Raw genomic sequence first — 21,833 nt, 5'->3', positions numbered from 1 at the left:
CCGCCGAACACCCCCACCCCACCACCCACCACGTCGTCCGGGCGTCCGGGCCCGTCCCCCGAGGAGCGAGCAGCACCATGTCCAAGGAATTCGAGATCGTCCGCGAGTTCGAGACCGAGGCGAGCCCGGAGGAGGTCTGGGAGGCCGTCACCACCGGCTCGGCCGGCTGGCTGTGGCCCCAGGAGTTCGAGCCGCGCAAGGGCGGCGCCGCGCCCTTCGGCGGCACCCTCACCGCCTGGGACCCGCCGCACCACCTGATCGCCCGGTCGGAGAGCCCGGAGGGCGTCGACAACCAGTTCTTCAACCAGCTCGAGCACGTCGTCGAGGAGCGCGAGGGCGGCGGCGCCTGGGTGCGCTACGTGCACAGCGGCGTCTTCGTCGACGACTGGGACAACCAGTACGACGGCGCGAGCAAGCACACCGACTTCTACCTGCACACCCTGCGCCAGTACCTGACCCACTTCACCGGGCGGCCGGCCGCCTTCGCCACCGTGGGCGGCCCCGCCGCGTCCACCGCGCCGGACGCCCTCGAGGTCGTCAGCCGCGCCCTCGGGGTGCCGGACGACGCGGCCGAGGGCGCCGTGGTGCGTGTCGAACTGCCCGGTGCCGGGCCGGTGGAGGCCGTGGTCGACTACCGCAACCGGTACTTCGTCGGCCTGCGGACCGGCGACGCGATGTACCGGGTCTTCGGCCGCAACCACTTCGGCGCCCCGGTCGGCGTGAGCGTGCACGACTTCGCCCCCGGCGCCGACGGCGAGCGGGCCGGGCAGCGCTGGCAGGCGTGGCTGGACGGCGTCTTCGCGTAACCGCGCGCCCCACCCGCCCCGTGCACCGGACCGCCCCGGCTGGATCACCAGCCGGGGCGGTTCGCGTCGTGCTGCCGGTCGCGTCAGGCCAGGGTCGCCAGCGCCTCGTTGAAGGTCGCGGACGGACGCATGACGGCCGCGGCCTTGGCCGGGTCGGGCTGGTAGTAGCCGCCGATCTCGGCCGGGGAGCCCTGCACGGCGATCAGCTCGTCGACGATCACCTGCTCCTTCTCGGTCAGCGTCTGGGCGAGCGGGCCGAAGGCCTTGGCCAGCTCGGCGTCGTCCGTCTGCCCGGCCAGCTCCTGGGCCCAGTACATCGCCAGGTAGAAGTGGCTGCCGCGGTTGTCGATGCCGCCGAGCCGGCGGCTGGGCGACTTGTCCTCGTTGAGGAAGGTGCCCGTGGCGCGGTCGAGGGTGTCGGCCAGGACCTGGGCGCGGGCGTTGCCCGTGGTGGTCGCCAGGTGCTCGAAGCTGACCGCGAGCGCGAGGAACTCGCCGAGGCTGTCCCAGCGCAGGTAGTTCTCCTTGACCAGCTGCTGGACGTGCTTGGGCGCGGAGCCGCCGGCGCCGGTCTCGAAGAGGCCGCCGCCGTTCATCAGCGGCACGACCGACAGCATCTTGGCGCTGGTGCCCAGCTCCAGGATCGGGAAGAGGTCGGTGAGGTAGTCACGCAGCACGTTGCCGGTGACGGAGATCGTGTCCTCGCCGCGGCGGATGCGGTCGAGGGAGAACTTGGTCGCCTCGACCGGGGACTTGATCTCGATCCGCAGGCCCTCGGTGTCGTGCTCCGTCAGGTACTGCTTCACCTTGGCGATGAGGTTCGCGTCGTGGGCGCGGGTCTCGTCCAGCCAGAACACCGCCGGGTCGCCGGTCGCGCGGGCGCGGGTGACGGCGAGCTTGACCCAGTCCTTGATCGGCGCGTCCTTGGTCTGGCAGGCGCGGAAGATGTCGCCGGCGGAGACGGCCTGCTCCAGCACGACGTTCCCGGCCTGGTCCACCAGGCGGACGGTGCCGGTGTGCTGGATCTCGAAGGTCTTGTCGTGGCTGCCGTACTCCTCGGCCTTCTGCGCCATGAGACCGACGTTGGGCACCGAGCCCATCGTGGCCGGGTCGAAGGCGCCGTTCGCGCGGCAGTCGTCGATGACGGCCTGGTAGATGCCGGCGTAGCTGCTGTCCGGGAGCACCGCGAGGGTGTCGGCCTCCTGGCCGTCCGGGCCCCACATGTGGCCGGAGGTGCGGATCATGGCCGGCATGGAGGCGTCGACGATGACGTCGCTCGGGACGTGCAGGTTGGTGATGCCGCGGTCGGAGTCGACCATGGCCAGGGCCGGGCCCTCGGCCAGCTCCGCCTCGAAGGAGGCCTTGATCGCCGCGCCGTCGGCCAGGGACTCGACGCCCTTGAGGATGCCGCCGAGGCCGTCGTTCGGGGTGAGGCCGGCGGCCGCGAAGGTCTCGCCGTACTGGGCGAAGGTCTTGGGGAAGAAGGCGCGGACCACGTGGCCGAAGACGATCGGGTCGGAGACCTTCATCATCGTGGCCTTCAGGTGCACCGAGAACAGGACGTCCTCGGCCTTGGCGCGGGCGACCTGCTCGCCGAGGAACTCGCGCAGCACGGCGACGCGCATGACGGAGGCGTCCACGACCTCGCCCGCGAGCACCGGCACCGATTCGCGCAGCACGGTGGTCGTGCCGTCGTCGCCGACCAGCTCGATGCGCAGCGCGCCGTCCTCGGCGATGACGGCGGACTTCTCCGTGGAACGGAAGTCGTCGGCGGTCATGTGCGCGACGTTCGTCTTCGAGTCGGCCGACCACGCGCCCATGCGGTGCGGGTGCGCCTTGGCGTAGTTCTTGACCGACGCGGGGGCGCGGCGGTCGGAGTTGCCCTCGCGCAGGACGGGGTTGACGGCGCTGCCCTTGATCTTGTCGTAGCGGGCGCGGACGTCCTTGTCCTCGTCGGACTTCGGGTCGTCCGGGTAGTCCGGCAGTGCGTAGCCCTGCGCCTGCAGCTCGGCGACCGCGGCCTTCAGCTGCGGGATCGAGGCCGAGACGTTCGGCAACTTGATGATGTTCGCGGCCGGGGTCTTGGCGAGCTCGCCGAGCTCGGCGAGGGCGTCGGCGATGCGCTGGCCCTCCTCCAGGTACTCGGGGAAGCTCGCGATGATGCGCCCGGCCAGGGAGATGTCACGGGTCTCCACGGCGACTCCGGCCGTGGAGGCGTACGCCTGGATCACGGGCAGGAACGAGTACGTCGCCAGCGCCGGCGCCTCGTCGGTGTGCGTATAGATGATGGTCGAGTCAGTCACCGGGTGCTCCGCTCCACGTCTGCAACATTGCTCGACATCAAGATATCTCGTGAGCGGCCACCACTCGAATGGACCCTCCCGGCGCCCGGGCACCGCCCCCCGGCCCCGCCCCGGCGGCGCCGGGCACCCCGGAGGGGACGCTCATGGTGCCCGCCCGCATACCCGGCGGCGCAACTGTGGTGTTCCACCACATGGGAGCGTGACGTGGCCGTTTCTACGGTGTGGCGACATCGGAAACGTCCCCGTCCCCCGCCCGGAAGTGGTGACCATGGCAACCCCGGCACCCGCGCCCACCGCACCCGGCTCGCTCCGCAGAATCGTCGCGGCGAGCCTCATCGGCACCACCATCGAGTGGTACGACTTCTTCCTCTACGGCTCCGCCGCCGCGCTGGTCTTCAACAAGCTGTTCTTCCCCAACGAGGAACCCCTGGTCGGCACGCTGCTGTCGTTCCTCACCTACGCGGTCGGCTTCGCCGCCCGCCCGGTGGGCGCCCTCGTCTTCGGCCACTACGGGGACCGCCTCGGCCGCAAGCGGCTGCTCGTGCTGAGCCTGCTGCTCATGGGTGGCGCGACCTTCTGCATCGGCCTGCTGCCGACGTTCTCCACGATCGGCGCCGCCGCTCCGGTGCTGCTGACCATGCTCCGCCTCGTGCAGGGCTTCGCGCTCGGCGGCGAGTGGGGCGGCGCGGTGCTACTGGTCTCGGAGCACGGCGACGCCAAGCGCCGCGGGTTCTGGGCCTCGTGGCCGCAGACGGGCGCGCCGGCCGGGCAGCTGCTCGCCACCGGTGTGCTGTCGGCGCTGACCGCGCTGCTGTCGGACGACGCGTTCACCTCGTGGGGCTGGCGGATCCCGTTCCTCCTCTCGGGCGTGCTCGTGATGGTGGGGCTCTGGATCCGGCTGTCGGTCGACGAGTCCCCCGTGTTCAAGGCGGCGCTGGCCAGGGCGGAGGCCCGCAAGGCGGAGGAGTCCACGATCGAGCGGCTGCCGCTGGTGTCGGTCCTGCGCGACCACTGGCGGGACGTCCTGGTGGCGATGGGTGCCCGCATGGCGGAGAACATCAGCTACTACGTCATCACCGCCTTCGTCCTCGTCTACGCCGTCGAGCACGCGGCCCTGGGCAAGCAGACCGCGCTGAACGCCGTGCTCATCGCCTCCGCGGTGCACTTCGCCGTCATCCCGGCCTGGGGCGCGCTCTCCGACCGCGTCGGGCGCAGGCCGGTGTACCTGCTGGGCGCGGCGGGCGTCGGCCTGTGGGCCTTCCCGTTCTTCGCGCTGATCGACACGAAGAGCTTCCCGGCCCTGCTGCTGGCCGTCACGGTCGGCCTGGTGCTGCACGGCGCCATGTACGCGCCGCAGGCGGCCTTCTTCTCCGAGATGTTCGCGACCCGCATGCGCTACTCCGGGGCCTCGATCGGCGCCCAGTTCGCCTCCGTGGCCGCGGGCGCCCCGGCTCCGCTCATCGCGACCGCGCTGCTCGCGTCCTACGACAGCTCGGTCCCCATCTCGCTGTACGTCATCGCCGCCGCGCTGCTCACGCTGGTCGCGGTCGGGGTGGCCAAGGAGACGCGCGGCCGGGACCTCGACGCCGTCGAGTCCGGGACCACGGAGGACGCCCCGCTGGCCCGGTCGGCCCACGCGGGCTGACCCCGGGCGGACACGTTCCGCACCCCCCGGCACGTGGACCCCGTCACGGTATGTCAGTGGCGGGGTCTACTGTCGTGACCGTGAGTGACACGAGAGCGATGACGGGGGTGCTGCACCATGTCGAGCTGTGGGTTCCGGAGCTGGAGCGCGCGGACGCCGAGTGGGGCTGGCTGCTGGGCGAGCTCGGCTACGTCCGGTACCAGCGGTGGGACGCGGGCCGCAGCTGGCGGCTGGGGGCGACCTATATCGTCGTCGAGCGGTCACCGGATCTCGTCGAGGGACCGCACGAGCGCCGCAGGGCGGGGCTGAACCACCTGGCGTTCCATGTGGCGGGCCGCGCGGAGCTGGACGCCCTGGTGGCCCGTTCGCCACGGCACGGCTGGACGCTGATGTTCCCCGAGCTGCATCCGTACGCCGGCGGCGAGGAGCACTGCGCCGCCTACCTGGAGAACGGCGACGGGTTCGAGGTAGAGCTGGTCGCGGGCTCGGATCAGACCTGACCGGCGGGGCCCGGCGGCCCCTCCTGCCCGGCCGAGAGCCGGTGCAGGCGCAGCGCGAGCTGGATCTCCAGCGAACGGTCCGGGGCCTGCCAGTCGGCGCCGAGCAGGTGGGAGATGCGCTCCAGGCGCTGCGCGACGGTGTTGACGTGCACGTGGAGGGCGTCCTTGGTGCGCACGGGGCTCATCCCGCTGGCGAAGTAGGCGTCCAGGGTGCGCACGAGGTCGGTGCCCCGGCGGCTGTCGTAGTCGGCGACGGCGCCGATCGTGCGGTGCACAAAGCCGTCGACGTCGCGCGACTCGGTCAGCAGCAGTCCGAGGAAGCCGAAGTCGTCGCCCGCGGCGCCCTCGCCGGCCCGGCCGAGGGCGCGCAGCGTGTCGCCGCAGCGCTGCGCCTCCGCGTAGGCCAGGGCGACGGCGCCGGGCCGGCCGGCCGGCGCGTGGACGGGGCCGGACGCCCCCACCGTGACGGCCGCCTGCACCGCCGTGCCCAGCTGCTGGGCGATCCGGCGGGCGGTGGCCGAGGCGTCGGAGCCCGGCTCCAGCGGGAGCAGCAGCACGGTGCCGCCGTCCCGTGCGGCGGCCAGACCCCGCCGGGTGGCGGCGAGGTGGGAGGCGGCCGACCACAGCCGCTGCCGGTCGGCTGCGGCTCCGGCGTGTTCCTCGTCGACGCGGGCGGCGAGGACGACGTGCGGGGCGTCGAGGTCCGCGCGGAGCCGGCCCGCGCGTTCGCGCAGCAGTGCGGGGTCACGCTGCGGGGCGTCGAGCAGGTCGTCCAGGAGTTCGCCCCGGAAGCGCTGCTCGGCCTCGGCTGCGGTGCGCCGGGCGAGCAGCAGCAGCGAGGTGACCATGGCGGCCCGCTCCAGCGTGCGCTGGTCGACGGGGTCGAGTTCGGGGTGGCCGTGCAGCACGAGGGCGCCCAGCAGTTCGCCGACCGCGGTGACGGCGGCCGTCCAGGTCTCGCCCTGCCGTACGGCGTGGCCGTCCTTCCGGGAGCGGGCCACGGCGTCGGCGAGCGCGTCGGGGACGGGGTCGCGGTCGGTGCCGACGACCCGCACCGTCCCGGAGAGCACCTCGGCGACGGCGTCCGCGACGTCGTCCACGCCGCCGCCGCGCAGGACGAGCTCGGTGAGCCGGTCGTGCACCTCGGAGGCCCGTTCCAGCACGGCGCTGTGGCTGCGGATGGTCTCGTTGGCGGTGCCCAGGTCGGCGAGCGCGGACCGGGTCTCCTCCAGCAGGTTCGCCGTGTCGATGGCGACGGCGGCGAGCGAGGCGAGGGAGGCCAGCAGGGCGATCTGGCCGCGTTCGAACACCCGGGCCCGGCGGTCCGCGGCGTACAGCACCCCGATGACGCCGGTGCCCAGCACGAGGGGCACGCCGAGGATCGCCACCAGGCCCTCGTCGTGCACGGCGGAGTCGATCGGGTGGGTGTGCCGGAAGCGCTCGTCGTCGAAGTAGGACTCGGTGACGTAGGGCAGCGCGGTCTGCGCGACCAGACCGCCGAGCCCCTCCCCCATCCCGAGCCGCACCCGCTGGAACTCGGCGGAGACCGACCCCTCGGTGACCCGCATGTAGGTGTCGCCGGCCTTCCGGTCGATCAGGCTGAGGTAGGCGACGTCCGTGCCGAGCAGGGACCTGGCCCGCTGCACGATGGCCTGCAGCACCGAGTCCAGGTCCCGCAGGCCCGCGAGGTCGCCCGCCGTCTCGAACAGCGCCGACAGCTCGGCCTCGCGCCGCCGGCGGCCCTCCAGTTCCGCCCGCACGCGCAGCGCCAGCAGCTTGGCCTGCTCCATCTCCGCGAGCACCGCGGGGGGCGCGCCCTCGGCCCTGGCCGCGAGGACCGGCCGCTCGTACTCCTCGGCCGGTGCCCCGCGGGCGAGCAGCCGCAGGAAGGGTGCGTCGGAAGGGCTGTGGGGAGCCATGGTTCCGCCGTCGTCGTCGGGGGCGTGGTGTGGGTCGCGGGGCACGCTGTCAGGGATACCGGCAGATCAGTGTGCCGTCCATCCACCGTCCATGGTGAGCGAGGCACCGGTGATGAAGGACGCCTGCGGCGAGCAGAGGTAGGCGGTCAGCTCGGCGACCTCCTCGGGCTCCACCAGCCGCTTCACGGCGGAGTCGGCGAGCATGATCTCGGTGACGACCCGCTCGGGATCGATGCCGTGCGCGGCCGCCTGGTCGGCGATCTGCCGCTCGACGAGCGGCGTGCGCACATAGGCGGGGCTGATGCAGTTCGAGGTGACGCCGCGTGCGGCGCCCTCCAGGGCGGCGGTCTTGGACAGCCCCTCCAGCCCGTGCTTGGCCGAGACGTAGGCGCTCTTGTAGGCCGAGGCCCGCAGACCGTGGACGGAGGAGATGTTCACGATCCGGCCCCAGCCCTGCCCGTACATGTGCGGCAGCGCCCCCCGGATCAGCCGGAAGGGCGCCTCCAGCATCACCCGCAGCACCGTGGCGAAGACGTCGGGCGGGAAGTCCTCGATGGGGCGGACGAGCTGCAGCCCGGCGTTGTTGACCAGGATGTCGGTGCCCGCGGCGGCCTGCTCGGCGGCGTCGAGGTCGGTCAGGTCCAGCGTCACGGTCTCGACGGCGCCGGGGCGGCCGCCCGCCGTGGCCTGTTCCGCGAGCTCGGCCAGGCCTTCGGCGTCCCGGTCGGCGGCCCGCACCTTGGCGCCTGCGGCGGCCAGGCGCAGGACGCACGCGCGGCCGATGCCGCCGGCGGCGCCGGTGACGAGCGCGGTGCGTCCGTCCAGGTCCGGCGGCCCGGACGGCGGGACGGGGCCTGCTGCGGGACGGGGCACGGGGGGCGTGGGCGTCATGCACTGCAGGCTAGGCAGCGCGTGGGCCCCGACCGATGTGCGCGCCGCCCACACTCGTGACACCGCCCGTGGGGGCGGCGCACACTCACTCCTGCGGCGGCCCCGTGGGCTCGAACCAGGTCGGGCCGTCGGACAGCGCATGCTTGAGGCGCAGCCGCCCGTGGTTGCCGAGGTCGGGCAGACCGTCCACCTCGAACCAGCCGACCTCCAGCGACTCGTCGTCCGCGACCCGGGCCCGCCCGCCGACGGCCCGGCAGAGGAAGGTGATGTCCACGTACTGGCAGCGGTCCCCGTTGGGGTAGAGGACCGGGTCGATCGTCTGGACGAGGACGACGCGCTCCACGACCGCGCGCACGCCGGTCTCCTCCAGCACCTCGCGGACGGCGGTCTCGGCGGGTTGCTCGCCGGGTTCGGCGATGCCGCCGATGAGGGACCAGCGTCCGTTGTCCGCCCGCCGGTTCAGCAGGACGCGGTCGTCGTCGTCGAGGACGACCGCCGTGACACCGGGCAGGAGCAGCTGCCGGTGGCCGACGAGGGCCCGCAGCTCGCGGAGGAATTCGGGAATCGGCACGACCCCGAGCCTACGTCCTCGGCCGGGCCCTCCCGTGGATCAGGCCCGCGGGCGCGGCACTTGCCGTTCGCGCACGGGATCTCCACATCCCGAGCCCCCAGCGGTTACGGTGACCCCCGGGGCCGGGGGGTTCCCCGGGGGTCAGGGGGTGCGCTGATGGACACGCGAACCGGTGGCACGCGGTCAGGCGTCGGGGGCGCCGGCGACGGCCCGGCGGAACGCCCGCGCTCCGGATGGACGGACGCGGTCGGCGCGCTGGTCCTCGCCGGCTGCGCGGTGTGGTCGCTGGTCGCCGCGGCGGGCCGCCCGGCCCGTCCGGAAGGCGTGCTCCTGGCCGTCCTGGCGGTCACCGCCGGATACGCGGCAGGCCGCGTCGGCGGCGCGCTGCGTCCGGTGGCCGTCCCCGCCGTGGCGGCACTCACCGCGGTCGTCCTGGTGGTCGCCCTCCCCGGTCGCCTGTCCGGTGGCCCGGACACCCCACCGCTCGGTTACGCGAACGCCGACGCCGCGCTGATGGTGCTCGCCACCGGCGCCGCCTGCTGCGCCGCCTGGGCCGCGCGTTCCCGACCGCTCCGGCTGGGCCTGCGCCTGCTCGGCGCCACGGCGGCCGGGTTCGCGCTGGCCGTCGGCTCCGTCGCGGGGTTCGCAGCGTGCCTCGGGGTGGTCCTGTGCTCGCTGGCCGCCGACCGCACGCGCCGCGCGGTCGGTCTCGCGGGCCTGGCCCTGGCCCTCGTCGTGGCGGTCGGCGGCACCTGCGCGGTCGCCGTCGACGCCCTGCCGCCGGGGCTGTCGGCCTCGCTGTCCGGGCAGCTCACCCCGGCCCGGGTCCGGCTGTGGCACGACGCCCTGGAGACCGCCCGGGACCATCCCGTACGCGGGATCGGCCCGGGCCGCTTCGCCGAGGCGGGCGCCGGACCGGCTCCCTCGGCGCCCGGCGGGGGCACGCCGCAATCGGCACCCCTGCAACTGGCGGCCGAGCAGGGACTGCCCGGCGTCGCCCTCCTCGCCGCCTCCTACGTCTGGCTGCTCTGGGCCCTCCAGCGCTCCCCGCGCCCGACCCCCGTCGTCCTGACCGCCGCGGCCGCCCTGACCGGCCTCGCCATGCAGTCCGCCGTCGACCACGTCCTCAGCTACCCCGTCGTCACCGCCGCCGCCGGCCTCCTCGCCGGCCTCGCCACCTCCCGCCCCCTCGGCGGAACCCCGGACCCCGGCGGCACATGAGCCTCCGGCTCACCCCGCCGCCCGCGTCACGTCCGCCCGGGCGAGGTCGGCGAACCGCCGGTTGGCAGCGGCGAACCCGTCCATGGCCGGACGGACAGCCGCACGGATGTCGTCGACGCCGCTGCCGGATCGCAACGGGTAGGCGGCGTGGCACAGCGCGCCGGCGGCGTGAGCGAGCTCTCCGGCGGCCTCCATGACCGCGTGCGGTGCCTCCAACCGGACCGCGGCGAGTGCGGCGTCCATCGGGACGAGGGTCTGCCAGGCCGCCACCAGGTTGTCCACGGGGTCGTCGGGGTGGGCGGCGCGATGGTCGGCCGCCGAGGCGAGTTCCTGGGTGGCGGCACGGCAGGCGGCCATGAACGTCACGTAGGCGTCGCGGCGGTTCTGCCGCCGCCAACGCCGGTCGTCGAGGTCCCTCTGCCGTACGAGCTGCCGGCGCATCGCCGTCCAGGCGAAGCCGCCGGTGACCACCGAACCGAACGCGCCGAACGCGGCGCCCAGCAGTGCCGCTGTTGCCTCGTCCACACGGGACCCCCTCCCGGCGGCCCGTCGGTGCCGCCCGCACCGGCCCTACCCGGCTCGCGGCATGCGTCACACACCGGCACGACGGGCCAGGGGCCATTGCCTCACCCCGGGGGACCGACATAGCATCGTGCTCCGTAGTGGTGAATCGATTCGACGAATCGATTCGACAGCCCGGCACACGGGTCGCGAAGGAGCCGCATGACCACGATCAAGGACGTCGCCGAGCGCGCCGGGGTCGCGCCGAGCACCGTGTCGTACGTTCTGAGCGGCTCGCGCAAGATCTCCGAGGACACCCGCCGCACCGTGCGGCAGGCGATCGACGAGCTCGGCTACCACCCGCGCGCGAGCGCCCGCACGCTGCGCAGCGCGCGCACCAACGTGCTGGCGCTGGCCTTCCCCCGCGTGGCGGGCGGCTACCGGGCGGTCGACGGCCAATTCGCCATCTACATCAGCGACGCGGCCCGCGCCCACGGTTACGACGTCCTGCTCATGACCGCGCGGGAAGGCGTGCCCGGGCTGCGCCGCATCGCGCGCGGCGGCCAGGCGGACGCCGCGATCCTGATGGCCGTCGAGATGGAGGATCCGCGCATCGCGGCCATGCTCGAACTCGGCTTCCCCACGGCGCTGCTGGGGCGGTCCGCCGACGACGCCGCGCTGCCGTGGACCGATCTGGACTGGGAGGCGGCCGCCGCCCTCGCCGTCCACGAGGTCGCCGCCGCCGGCCACCGGGACATCGCGTACCTGGCCACCACCGAGCGCGAGATCCAGGCCCGGCGCGGCTACGCGATCCGGGGCGTGGCCGGTGCCCGCCGCGCGGCGCCGGAGACCGGGGCCGACGTGCGCGTGCACCAGTCGACCGGGGACATGGCGCGGCTCGCGCGGCGCATCGGCACCCTGCTGCACGGCGAGCGCCCGCCGACCGCCCTGGTGGTGCAGCACGTGGCGGCGCTCCCGCACATCCTCGCCGCCGTGGCGGCGGAGGGGCTGCGGGTGCCCGAGGACCTGGCGGTCGTGGCGGTCGGCAACCTCCCCGACGACGTGGGCGGTCAGGACCTGCCGCGCATCGAACTGCCCGTCCCCGAGATGTCCGCCGAGGTGACACGGCTCGCCGTGGAGGCCATCGCCGCCCGCGCGCAGGGCACGTCCCCCACGCCGCCGGGACACCGGCTGATCCCCCCGGTGCTCGTGCCGGGCCCGCTGATCGCCCCGCCCCGCCCGCGCACGGCCGGCACCTGAACCCGGCACCTGAACCCGGCGCCCTCCGTCCGCCGTTCCCACCGTCCCGTTCCACGTACCCGCCACTCACCCAGCCAGGGAGCACTCCCCCATGCCCACCGATTTCCCGGTCTTCCCGCCCGGTTTCCGTTTCGGCGCCGCCACCGCCGCGTACCAGATCGAGGGTGCCCACGACGAGGACGGCCGCGGGCCGTCCATCTGGGACACCTTCAGCCACACCCCTGGCCGCACCGCCGAGGGCGCCACCGGTGACGTGGCCTGCGACCACTACCACCGGCACGCCGAGGACGTACGCCTCCTCTCCGACCTGGGCGTCGACTCCTACCGCTTCTCCGTCGCCTGGCCGCGCGTCGTCCCGCAGGGCCGCGGCGCGGTCAACGGCAAGGGCCTGGACTTCTACGACCGCCTCACCGACGACCTGCTCGCCGCCGGCATCTCCCCCGCCGTGACCCTCTACCACTGGGACCTCCCGCAGGCCCTGGAGGACGAGGGCGGCTGGCGCAACCGCGCGACGGCCGAGGCCTTCGCCGCGTACACGGCCGCCGTCGCCGAGCGGCTCGGGGACCGCGTCGAGCGCTGGATCACCCTCAACGAGCCCTACTGCTCGGCGTTCGTCGGCTACGCCGAGGGCCGGCACGCCCCCGGCGCACAGGAGGGCACCGGCGCACTGGCCGCCGCCCACCACCTGCTGCTCGCCCACGGCCTGGCCGTGCGCGCCCTGCGCGAGGCGGGCGCCCGCGAGGTCGGCATCACCCTCAACCTCGACCGCATCGAGGCGGCGAGCGACTCCGCCGCGGACCAGGCCGCGCTGCGCCGGGCCGTGACGCTGCACAACGACACGTGGACCGAGCCGCTGTTCTCGGGCCGCTACCCCACCGGCGAGGCCGAGACCTGGGGCGCGCTCGCCGACGGCTCGTACCGCCGCGAGGGCGACCTCGAGGTCATCGCAGCCCCGCTGGACTTCGTGGGCCTCAACTTCTACCGCCCCCTCACCGTCACCGACGCCCCGCACCGCGAGTCCGACCCGGCCCGCCGTACCGCCGTCGACATCGGTGTGCGGGAGACCGACCCGTACGGGACGCGGCACACCACCATGGGCTGGCCCGTCGTGCCCGAGTCCTTCACGGCGCTGCTGCTGGAGCTCAAGGAGCGCTACCCGTCGCTGCCGCCCGCCTTCATCACGGAGAACGGCTCGGCGGAGGCCGACGTCCTCTCCCCCGACGGCCGTGTCGACGACGCCGACCGCGTGACCTACCTCCGCGACCACCTCCACGCGCTCGTCGCCGCGATGGACGCGGGCGTGGACGTGCGCGGCTACTACGTCTGGTCGCTGCTGGACAACTTCGAGTGGGCCCGGGGCTACGGCCAGCGCTTCGGCATCGTGCACATCGACTACGACAACGGCGCCAAGCGCACGCCCAAGGCCAGTTACGGCTGGTACCGGGACCTGATCGGCGCCCACCGGGCGGGACGGCAGGAGCGGTCGTGAAGTTCACCGACGGCTTCTGGATGATGCGCCCGGGCGTCACGGCGAAGTACGCGACCTCCGTCGCCGACGCCTCGGTCGCGGACGACCGGATCGTCCTCCACGCGCCGGTGAAGCCGGTGCGGCAGCGCGGCGACACGCTCAACAGCCCGCTGCTGACGGTCGAGTGCTGGTCCCCCGCCGAGGGCGTGATCGGCGTGCGCACCACCCACCACGCCGGGAAGGCCCGCCGCGGCCCGGAGTTCGGCCTGGCCGGCGCCGGGGACGGCGGGACGGGGAAGACCACCCGCGACGGCTCGGTGCTCGAGCTGACCTCGGGCGGACTGACGCTGCGCGTCGACACCTCCGCGCCGTGGCGGCTGGACTTCACCGCGGGCGGCCGCGTCCTCACCTCGGCAGGGGCCCGCGGCACGGGCTTCGTCACCGACGCGGACGACCGGCACTTCATGGTGGCCCAGCTGTCCCTCGGGGTAGGCGAGCTGGTGTACGGCCTGGGCGAGCGCTTCACCCCGTTCGTGAAGAACGGCCAGACCGTGGACATCTGGCAGGCGGACGGCGGCACGATCAGCGAGCAGGCCTACAAGAACGTCCCGTTCCACCTCACCAACCGCGGCTACGGCGTCTTCGTCAACCACCCCGGCAAGGTCTCGTACGAGGTCGGCTCCGAGGTGGTCGACCAGGTGCAGTTCAGCGTCGAGGACCAGTCGCTGGAGTACTTCGTCGTCCACGGGTCCACCCCGAAGGAGATCCTGGCCCGCTACACGGCCCTCACCGGCCGCCCCGCGCTGCCGCCGGCCTGGTCGTTCGGCCTGTGGCTGTCGACCTCCTTCACCACCTCCTACGACGAGGCGACCGTCAGCCACTTCGTGCAGGGGATGGCGGACCGGGGGATCCCGCTGAGCGTCTTCCACTTCGACTGCTTCTGGATGCGCGAGTACCAGTGGAGCGACTTCACCTGGGACGCGGAGGTCTTCCCCGACCCGGAGGGCATGCTCGCCCGTCTCAAGGAGCGCGGGCTGCGCGTCTCCGCCTGGATCAACCCGTACATCGCGCAGAAGTCCGCGCTCTTCGCGGAGGGCATGCGGGAGGGCTTCCTCGTCACGCGGCCGAACGGCGACGTGTGGCAGTGGGACCTGTGGCAGCCGGGGATGGCGCTGGTCGACTTCACCAACCCCGCGGCCCGCGCCTGGTACGCGGAGAAGCTGCGCGCGCTGCTGCGGCAGGGTGTCGACGTCTTCAAGACCGACTTCGGCGAGCGCATCCCGGTCGACGTGGTGTGGCACGACGGCTCCGACCCTGAGCGCATGCACAACTACTACGCGCAGCTGTACAACCAGGTCGTCTTCGACCTGCTGCGCGAGGAGCGCGGCGAGGGCGAGGCGGTGCTCTTCGCCCGCTCGGCGACCGCGGGCGGGCAGCAGTTCCCGGTGCACTGGGGCGGCGACTGCGAGTCGACGTTCACGGCGATGGCGGACAGCCTGCGCGGCGGTCTGTCGCTCGGCCTGTCGGGCTTCGGCTTCTGGAGCCACGACATCGGCGGCTTCGAGGGGACGCCGGACCCGGCGGTGTTCAAGCGCTGGGTGCAGTTCGGCCTGCTCTCCTCGCACAGCCGGCTGCACGGCAGCAGGTCGTACCGCGTGCCCTGGGAGTTCGGCGACGAGGCCGTCGCCGTCACCCGCGACTTCACCCGGCTGAAGAACCGCCTCATGCCGTACCTGTACCGGGCCGCACTGCAGGCCCGTGACCAGGGCACCCCGATGATGCGGGCGATGGTGCTGGAGTTCCCCGACGACCCGGCCTGCCACCACCTCGACCGGCAGTACATGCTCGGCGACGACGTGCTGGTCGCTCCGGTCCTCAGCGCGGACGGCGAGGTCGAGTACTACGTCCCGGCCGGCACCTGGACGCACCTGCTGACCGGCGAGCGCGTCGAGGGGCCGGGCTGGCGGCGCGAGAGCCACGGTTTCGACACGCTCCCGCTGCTGGCGAGGCCCGGCTCGGTCGTGCCGTTCGGTGCCTTCGAGGAGGGCCCGGAGTACGACTGGGCCGACGGCGTCACCCTGCGGGTGCACGCCCCGGCCGACGGCGGCGAGACGATCACCACCGTTCCGGCTCCGGACGGCACGGCGGCCGCCGTCTTCCGGGTACGCCGTACGGGTGACACGGTCACGGTCGAGGCCCGTGGCGAGCGCCCGCCGGCCACGCCGTGGAACGTACTGCTCGTCGGCGCCGACGACGCGGACGGGGCCGAGGGCGCCACGTCGGCCGAGCGCACCGGGCTGGGCGTGCTCCTGACGTGCGCCGCGGGAACCGGACGGGTGACGGCGCGCTGGTCGTGACCGCGCGCCGGCCGTGAGGGGCCACGCCCGGGCCTTCGGTGGCTACGGGCGCGGCCTCCGCCCGGCGGCTACGGGCGCAGGCTCAGCCGGCTGCGGATGGCCCGGACGGCGCCCTCGGCGTCGTCCACGGTGACGGTGAAGTGCCGGCCGTTGCCGAGGTCGATGACGACACCGGGCCCGCGGCGGACCACGACCGCGGTGCCCTGTTCCGGCCGCCAGCGGTAGCCCCAGCCGCCCCAGTGGCGGGGGCTGACGACGGGAGCGAGGTGCGCGTCGTTGATCTCCTCCCACCGGAACCGCCGGCGGGGCACGCCGATGTGGCCGCAGAGCACCTGGAGCCCCTCGCGGTCCACGTTCACGCGGACGTGCGTGAACGCGACCGTTCCGAACAGCACCAGCAGCCCCGCCGCGATGCAACCCACGACCGACATGACCAGCGGCACCGTGCCCGAGGTGTAGGGCGAGGCCACGGCGAGCTCGATGCCGAGCGCCATGCAGGCCGCTCCCGCGGCCGCCAGCAGCCACTGGAAGCGGTTGCTCGCGTGGCCGGTCCACACCTGGGATGTACGCGCGTCGTCACGCTGCGCGTCCGTCATAGTCCGCAGCCTACTCATCCCACGGCGAGTTGGCACCGTTCCACGGAGGGGAAATGAGGGGGCGCCCGGGGGCGCGTCCGAGCGGGGTCAGCGCGCCTCGGCCGCGGCCGGGGTCACTCCGGCGTCGAGGGAGCGGCCCTCGGCGTAGGCCAGCGCCTCGGGCGTGACGGCGCCCGCCCGTCCGCTGAGGATCACCGCGAGGCTGCCGGTGGACGCCGTGTCCGGGCGCGGCCCGGCGCCGATCCGCCGCAGTGTCTGGGCGGCGACGGCGTCCGCCGAGCCGTACAGCCGGGCGGGACCGGCCAGGGCGGCCCGGATGCGGTCGGCGACCAGCTCGTAGTGGGTGCAGCCGAGGACGACCGCCTCCACGTCGGAGGGGGTGAGCGCGGCCGCGGCGGCGATGGCGGTGGCGGTGGCGGCCTCGTCGGCCCGGTCGACGGAGTCGGCGAGGCCGGGACACGGCACCTCGGTGATCTCCGCGCCGTTGCCGAATTCCTCGATGAGCCCGCGCTGGTAGGGGCTCCCGGTGGTCGCCGGGGTCGCCCAGATCGCGACCTTGCGGGCCCCGGCCGCGGCGGGCTTGATCGCCGGGACGGTGCCGACGACCGGGATGCCGGGTTCGAGCGCCGCGCGCAGCGCGGGCAGGGCGTGCACCGAGGCGGTGTTGCAGGCCACGATCAGCGCTTCCGGGCGGTGCTCGGCGGCGGCGAGGGCGCAGGCCAGGGCGTGCGCGGTGACGTCCTCGGGGGTGCGCGGACCCCAGGGCATGCCATCGGGGTCGCTGGAGAGCACCAGGTCCGCGTCGGGCCGCAGCCGGCGGATGGCCGCGGCCGCGGCGAGCAGGCCGATACCGGAGTCCATCAGCGCGATCTTCACGGGGGACAACCCTACGCGATGCGATTGTCGGCCCGCTCTGCGGCCGTACTGGGGGAAATGACGCACGCGGGAGGGCGACGGCGGCAGACTGCGGGGGTGACGTGGCTGACGTGGGTGACCATGGTGTCGTTGCTGTCGTGGGTGTGGCTGCTGCTGGCGCAGGGGTCGTTCTGGCGGACGGACGTGCGGCTGCCTGCCGTCGCGGCGGAGCCCCGGGAGTGGCCGGACGTGGCGGTGGTCGTCCCGGCGCGGGACGAGGCGGAGGTGCTGCCGCGGAGCCTGCCGAGCGTCCTGGCGCAGCGCTACCCGGGACGCGCCGAGGTGGTCCTGGTGGACGACGGCAGCAGCGACGGCACCGGGGAACTGGCCCGTGCGCTGGCGCGCCGGACGGACGGGCTGCCGCTGCGCGTGGTCGCGCCGGGGCCCGTCCCGGAGGGCTGGACGGGGAAGCTGTGGGCGGTGCGGCACGGCATCGAGGTGGCCACCGTGTCCGGCGGACCGGAGTTCCTGCTGCTCACGGACGCCGACATCGCGCACGGCCCCGAATCGCTGCGCCACCTGGTGGCCGCGGCGCAGGCAGGCGACCTGGACATGGTGTCGCAGATGGCCCGGCTGCGGGTCGCCACGACCTGGGAGCGGCTGATCGTCCCCGCCTTCGTCTACTTCTTCGCGCAGCTGTACCCGTTCCGCCGGGTGAACCGGCCGCGTGCCAGGACCGCCGCGGCCGCCGGCGGATGCGTGCTGATCCGCCGCACGGCGGTGGAGCGGGCGGGCGTGCCGGACACGATCCGGCACGCGGTGATCGACGACGTGGCGCTGGCCCGAGCCGTCAAGCGGACCGGCGGGCGGATCTGGCTGGGCCTGGCCGAGGAGGTCGACAGCGTCCGCCCCTACCCCGGCCTCACCGAGCTGTGGCGGATGGTCTCGCGCAGCGCGTACGCGCAGCTGCGGCACAGCGCGGTCCTCCTCGCGGGCACGGTGCTCGGCCTGCTGCTGGTGTACGTGCTCCCGCCGCTCGCCACGATCGGCGGGGCGGTCGCCGGTGACCGCTCGCTGTGCGCGGCGGGCGCGGCGGCGTGGGCCCTGATGTGCGGCACCTACCTGCCGATGCTCCGCTACTACCGGCTGCCGCCGTGGCCGGCGCTGCTGCTGCCGTTCACGGCCGTCCTCTACCTGCTGATGACGCTCGACTCGGCGGTGCAGCACGGCCGGGGCCGTGGGGCCGCGTGGAAGGGCCGCACCTATGCGCGGCCGCGGCCCGACGACGCCTCGGCGTAGACGACGGCGAGCCGCGCGCCGACGGCTGCCGTGCCGTAGCGGCGCCGGGTGCGGTCGGCGAGGACCGCGGGACGGCGCGCGGACAGCCGGGCGGCGGCCTCCACCAGCGCCCGGCCGAGTGCGGGGGCGTCACCGGGTGGGACGAGCACCCCACCGTCGTGCCCGACGAGTTCGGGGAGCGCGCCGGTGCGGGTGCCGACGACGGGGGTGCCGCAGCAGAGCGCGTCCAGGGCGCGCACGCAGAAGCTCTCCACGTGACTCGCCACGAGGAAGAGGTCGGCGTGCGCGACGGTGTGCAGCGCCTCGGCGCGGCCGCGGGCCCGGCGCACCGTGACGAAGTGGGCCACTCCGCACTTGCGTATCAGCTCGCGCACGTCGCCGGGGAGTTCGGCGGACCCTTCGGCGATGACGTCCAGCCGCAGCCGCGGGTCCTTGACCCGGGCGCCGGCGAAGGCGCGCACCAGCACCTCCCAGCCCTCGTGCGCCTCGAAGCGCCCGGCGGCCGCCACCCGCACCGGGTCCTGGCTGATCCGGGTGCGCGCGGGCACCGGCGGCAGCGCCTCGGGGCCGACGGGGTGCGGGACGAGGCGGTGCCGGCCCGGCAGGCGTAGCTCGCCGAGCCGCAGCAGCAGTGCGTCGCTGACCGCGAGGACGGCGGCGGCCTCGCGGTAGATCCGCGCGCGGGAGCGCCGCGCGGGAAGACCGGGGAGCGGGCGCGTGGGGTGGCCGAACAGGGACGGGTCGTCCTCGCTCAGCACGTAGGGCAGCCCCGCGGTCCGTGCGAGCCGGGGCAGCAGTTCCTCCGCGCCGGGCACATGCCCGTGGATGAGGTCGAACCGGCCGCACTCGGCCGCTTCGTGGCGCAGCACGCCCTCGACGCGGCCCGCGGTGGCCCGGCGTGCCACGGCGCCGCCGTGGGGGACGGCGACCTGGTAGTGGTGCGGCCGCTCGGGGTCGCGGCCGGCGTAGGGGAGCCCGCGGACGGCGGGCAGGGTCAACTCGCGGACGGCCACCACGTCGACCACGTCGGCGACGGTCGCAGCGGCCTTGTGCCATTCCTCCGGCCGCGCCGGCCGGTTCTGCCCGAAAAGCATGGCGACGCGCATGGCCCACTGTGGCATATCGGGGGCCTCCCGGGACGAAGTTCGCCGGAGTCACGGAAACGCCGCGTTCCTCCTTCGTCCGGGTGACTTGTTGGTGCGCGAGAGTGCCGGTCCCGTCACCCTCCGGCACCACCCGGCCGGGTGCTTCCCCGCGCCCGTGTTCCCGCGTGACGAGCGGTAACGCCCCAGGCCCAGCGCCTTTACGCGATCCGAACGGCGGCCACGGACCGATTTCCTCCGATTCGCTCGCAATAGGGCTCAGCCGTCACTCGCTGCACATGAAATGACCTGCTAATCGGTCTCCCCAACCAGCACATCGTGGGCTTAACTTATGGGCTATGACCTCCCCCCGCGGTTCTTACGGCGGTGGCTACTACACGTCGCCGTTCTTCCCCGACACCCCCATCTACGACAGCCTGGTCGCAGAGCGGGGCACCCCTCAGATCGCGCCGATCCGCGTACCGTCCGCGTACGACACCGGCAGCAATCTCCCGGCCCTGCCGGCCGCGCTCCCCGCGCTGCCCCCCGGCCCCTCGCAGTACTCCACCGCGCCGAGCACGCCGTCGTACTCCGGCTACTCGGCGCCCGGCTACCAGCAGCCCCAGCTGCAGCAGGCGCCGGCGCCCTACATCCCGCAGCAGGCCACCGCGCCCCGGCCCGCCGCCTTCAACGGCGGGTACCAGGCGCAGCAGGCCCCGCAGCAGTACCAGGGCCCGGCCGGCTACGAGCAGGTGCGCCCCGCCGCCGCGCCGCGTCCGGTGCCGCCGCGCCCCGTGGCGCCCAGCGGCTACGACGAGCAGCCGTACCAGCGGCGCAACCTCGGCCAGGGCTACTACTCCGGCTGACGCCGGCGGGCGGCCCGGTCCCCGCCGACGGGTGACCGCGCCGCCTGGCACGATGGCGGAATGACGACTCCGACGCCGACACCACGCCTCAGCTCACTGCACGTCCACCCCGTCAAGTCGCTCGGTGGACAGCGGTTGTCCGAGGCACTGGTGGAGCCGTGGGGGCTCGCCGGAGACCGCCGGTGGATGCTCGCCGACGCTGCGGGACGATGCGTCACGCAGCGGGAGCAGCCCCGGCTGGCCCTGGCACGCGCGGAGTCGTCCCCCGGTGGTGGGCTGCTGCTCACCGCCCCGGGGATGCCGGTGCTGGACATCGACGCACCGGGACCGTCCACGACGGTCCCGGTGCACATATGGGGCGACAAGGTGGAGGCCGTGCCCGCGGGAGACGCGGCCGCCGCCTGGTTCAGCACGTACCTGGACACGGAGGTCACCCTCGTCCACCTCGACGACCCGGCCCGCCGCCGCCCGATCGACCCGGACTACGCGCGCCCCGGTGAGACCGTCAGCTTCGCCGACGGCTTCCCCCTGCTCGTGACGACCGAGGCCTCGCTGTCCGCCCTCAACGCGCTGATCGCCGCGGGCGACCACCCCGGCGAAGGCCCCCTTCCGATGGACCGCTTCCGTCCCAACGCCGTCATCGCGGGGACCGATCCCTGGGCCGAGGACACCTGGACCCGGATCCGCATCGGGGAAGTGGAATTCCGCGTCGTGAAGCCCTGTGGGCGTTGCGTGGTGACGACGACGGACCAGCGCACCGCGGCCCGTGGCCGGGAACCCCTGCGCACCCTCGCGCGCCACCGCAGATTCGGGGGCAGACTGGTTTTCGGACAGAATCTCGTGCCCGTACGACCCGGAACACTCCGGGTGGGAGACGCGTTGTCGTGTAGGGAGTGAACGCGTCCCGAGACCGCGGCACGGTCCGGGCACCGGACGGGTGCCGGCGTGAGATGGCCCCCCTCCCGCCCGGTCCATGCCGCGCATGTGCCGTGCCGTGTGCGGTACTTGGACGGTGAAGGGGGTGCGGCCCGATGGCGGCCACGCACGTGCGGTGGTGGCGTTGGCGGAAGAACAGCCTGCGCCGCCGTTCCGACGTGTTCGAGGCCTGCGCGGGGGTCGCGGCGGGCTGCGCCATCGTCCTGGGGGCGCCGGCCGCGGGGCTGGTCGCCGGGCTGGCCGTGGACCACTCCCTCCAGCACACCGTCGGCGTCGAGCACGCCACCCGCATCGAGGTCGGGGCCGTGGTGCTCAAGGCCGGGCCGCGCGAGGCCGCCGACCCCGACCCCGAGTCCGGTCACGTCCGCGAGGAACGCCGTGACGCCGTGGTCCGCTGGACCGCTCCGGACGGGCAGGTCCACACCGCCCAGGTGCGCGTGGCCGCCGCCCACGACAAGGGCGACCACCTCACGATGTGGACCGACAAGTCCGGTGCCGTGCCCGTGCCCGCGCCCCTGGACGCCCGGTCCGCCACCACGCATGCGATGCTCGCCGGGATCGGCACCTTCCTCGCCGCGAGCGGGCTGGGGTTGATGGGGCGCCAGGTGCTCATGTGGCAGTTGATGCGCCGACGGCTCGCGGAGTGGGAGCGCGAGTGGGCCGCGGCCGGGCAGAGCTGGGGCCGCGCCGGGGCGGGCGGCTGACCACGCCGGATACGTACGCCGGTGCCACGGATCATCCGCAATCGGCCTCATCC

Annotated in this window: 19 protein-coding genes; 11 read left to right on the top strand and 8 right to left on the bottom strand. The window is 74.1% G+C overall.

Annotation, left to right across the window (positions count from 1 at the left end; genetic code table 11):
- Positions 1-77 precede the first annotated feature (77 nt).
- Entirely contained in the window at positions 78-806 is a 729-nt protein-coding gene (locus tag ACFV3E_RS38520; protein WP_500539931.1) for an SRPBCC family protein, read from the top strand.
- Between the two features lie 83 nt (positions 807-889).
- On the opposite strand, the gene ACFV3E_RS38515 is transcribed toward ACFV3E_RS38520, so the two are convergent.
- On the bottom strand, positions 890-3,109 hold the full coding sequence (locus ACFV3E_RS38515) for an NADP-dependent isocitrate dehydrogenase (RefSeq protein WP_500539929.1): 2,220 nt from the start codon (positions 3,107-3,109) through the stop codon (positions 890-892).
- A 268-nt stretch (positions 3,110-3,377) separates the two neighbouring features.
- On the opposite strand from ACFV3E_RS38515, the gene ACFV3E_RS38510 reads away from it, so the two are divergent.
- Complete coding sequence (locus ACFV3E_RS38510; protein WP_500539927.1) at positions 3,378-4,754, top strand: MFS transporter; 1,377 nt, start codon at positions 3,378-3,380, stop codon at positions 4,752-4,754.
- Between the two features lie 80 nt (positions 4,755-4,834).
- A complete protein-coding gene (locus ACFV3E_RS38505; RefSeq protein WP_500539925.1) occupies positions 4,835-5,254 on the top strand; it encodes a VOC family protein in 420 nt (139 codons plus the stop codon).
- On the opposite strand, the gene ACFV3E_RS38500 is transcribed toward ACFV3E_RS38505, so the two are convergent.
- The 3 genes from ACFV3E_RS38500 to ACFV3E_RS38490 all read right to left on the bottom strand — a co-directional run bounded on the left by ACFV3E_RS38500 (position 5,245) and on the right by ACFV3E_RS38490 (position 8,635).
- Entirely contained in the window at positions 5,245-7,173 is a 1,929-nt protein-coding gene (locus tag ACFV3E_RS38500; protein WP_500539944.1) for a helix-turn-helix domain-containing protein, read from the bottom strand. The genes ACFV3E_RS38505 and ACFV3E_RS38500 overlap by 10 nt on opposite strands.
- Before the next feature lie 66 nt (positions 7,174-7,239).
- A complete protein-coding gene (locus ACFV3E_RS38495) occupies positions 7,240-8,064 on the bottom strand; it encodes a 3-hydroxybutyrate dehydrogenase (RefSeq protein ID WP_500539923.1) in 825 nt (274 codons plus the stop codon).
- An 85-nt stretch (positions 8,065-8,149) separates the two neighbouring features.
- Positions 8,150-8,635, bottom strand: coding sequence for an NUDIX hydrolase (locus ACFV3E_RS38490; protein ID WP_500539921.1), 486 nt, complete (start codon positions 8,633-8,635; stop codon positions 8,150-8,152).
- Positions 8,636-8,791: 156 nt separating this feature from the next.
- On the opposite strand from ACFV3E_RS38490, the gene ACFV3E_RS38485 reads away from it, so the two are divergent.
- On the top strand, positions 8,792-9,856 hold the full coding sequence (locus ACFV3E_RS38485) for an O-antigen ligase family protein (RefSeq protein WP_500539919.1): 1,065 nt from the start codon (positions 8,792-8,794) through the stop codon (positions 9,854-9,856).
- A gap of 9 nt (positions 9,857-9,865) precedes the next feature.
- Here the strand turns inward: ACFV3E_RS38485 and ACFV3E_RS38480 are convergent, their stop codons facing one another.
- Positions 9,866-10,381, bottom strand: a complete 516-nt coding sequence (locus tag ACFV3E_RS38480) for a hypothetical protein (protein ID WP_500539917.1) — start codon at positions 10,379-10,381, stop codon at positions 9,866-9,868.
- A 198-nt stretch (positions 10,382-10,579) separates the two neighbouring features.
- On the opposite strand from ACFV3E_RS38480, the gene ACFV3E_RS38475 reads away from it, so the two are divergent.
- The 3 genes from ACFV3E_RS38475 to yicI all read left to right on the top strand — a co-directional run bounded on the left by ACFV3E_RS38475 (position 10,580) and on the right by yicI (position 15,442).
- Positions 10,580-11,617: a LacI family DNA-binding transcriptional regulator gene (locus tag ACFV3E_RS38475; RefSeq protein ID WP_500539915.1), complete on the top strand. Its 1,038-nt coding sequence runs from the start codon at positions 10,580-10,582 to the stop codon at positions 11,615-11,617.
- Between the two features lie 91 nt (positions 11,618-11,708).
- Positions 11,709-13,106: a GH1 family beta-glucosidase gene (locus ACFV3E_RS38470; protein ID WP_500539913.1), complete on the top strand. Its 1,398-nt coding sequence runs from the start codon at positions 11,709-11,711 to the stop codon at positions 13,104-13,106.
- On the top strand, positions 13,103-15,442 hold the full coding sequence (gene yicI / locus ACFV3E_RS38465; protein ID WP_500539911.1) for an alpha-xylosidase: 2,340 nt from the start codon (positions 13,103-13,105) through the stop codon (positions 15,440-15,442). Before ACFV3E_RS38470 ends, yicI begins: the two co-directional genes overlap by 4 nt.
- A gap of 68 nt (positions 15,443-15,510) precedes the next feature.
- Here yicI and ACFV3E_RS38460 read toward each other — a convergent pair whose 3' ends face one another.
- Positions 15,511-16,038, bottom strand: a complete 528-nt coding sequence (locus ACFV3E_RS38460; RefSeq protein ID WP_499510680.1) for a hypothetical protein — start codon at positions 16,036-16,038, stop codon at positions 15,511-15,513.
- An 87-nt stretch (positions 16,039-16,125) separates the two neighbouring features.
- A complete protein-coding gene (locus ACFV3E_RS38455; protein WP_500539910.1) occupies positions 16,126-16,914 on the bottom strand; it encodes a glutamate racemase in 789 nt (262 codons plus the stop codon).
- 120 nt (positions 16,915-17,034) lie between these two features.
- Between ACFV3E_RS38455 and ACFV3E_RS38450 the strand changes: the two genes are divergently transcribed.
- Positions 17,035-18,192 (top strand): glycosyltransferase, encoded by a 1,158-nt coding sequence (locus tag ACFV3E_RS38450; RefSeq protein WP_500539943.1) that lies wholly within the window; start codon positions 17,035-17,037, stop codon positions 18,190-18,192.
- On the opposite strand, the gene ACFV3E_RS38445 is transcribed toward ACFV3E_RS38450, so the two are convergent.
- A complete protein-coding gene (locus ACFV3E_RS38445) occupies positions 18,156-19,313 on the bottom strand; it encodes a glycosyltransferase family 4 protein (RefSeq protein WP_500539908.1) in 1,158 nt (385 codons plus the stop codon). The genes ACFV3E_RS38450 and ACFV3E_RS38445 overlap by 37 nt on opposite strands.
- 320 nt (positions 19,314-19,633) lie before the next feature.
- On the opposite strand from ACFV3E_RS38445, the gene ACFV3E_RS38440 reads away from it, so the two are divergent.
- The 3 genes from ACFV3E_RS38440 (at position 19,634) to ACFV3E_RS38430 (ending at position 21,780) form a co-directional block, all read left to right on the top strand.
- The gene (locus ACFV3E_RS38440; protein ID WP_500539906.1) at positions 19,634-20,140 is read left to right on the top strand and encodes a DUF6643 family protein; all 507 of its coding nucleotides are present in this window, start codon (positions 19,634-19,636) and stop codon (positions 20,138-20,140) included.
- Positions 20,141-20,200: 60 nt separating this feature from the next.
- The gene (locus ACFV3E_RS38435) at positions 20,201-21,037 is read left to right on the top strand and encodes an MOSC domain-containing protein (RefSeq protein ID WP_500539904.1); all 837 of its coding nucleotides are present in this window, start codon (positions 20,201-20,203) and stop codon (positions 21,035-21,037) included.
- Positions 21,038-21,171: 134 nt separating this feature from the next.
- Positions 21,172-21,780 (top strand): Rv1733c family protein, encoded by a 609-nt coding sequence (locus ACFV3E_RS38430; protein WP_500539902.1) that lies wholly within the window; start codon positions 21,172-21,174, stop codon positions 21,778-21,780.
- The last annotated feature ends 53 nt before the right edge of the window (positions 21,781-21,833 follow it).

The organism is Streptomyces sp. NPDC059718, assembly GCF_042733315.1.
Classification (GTDB): domain Bacteria; phylum Actinomycetota; class Actinomycetes; order Streptomycetales; family Streptomycetaceae; genus Actinacidiphila.
Note: the sequence above shows the minus strand (reverse complement) of the source record. Positions and strands in the feature narration are given on the sequence as shown.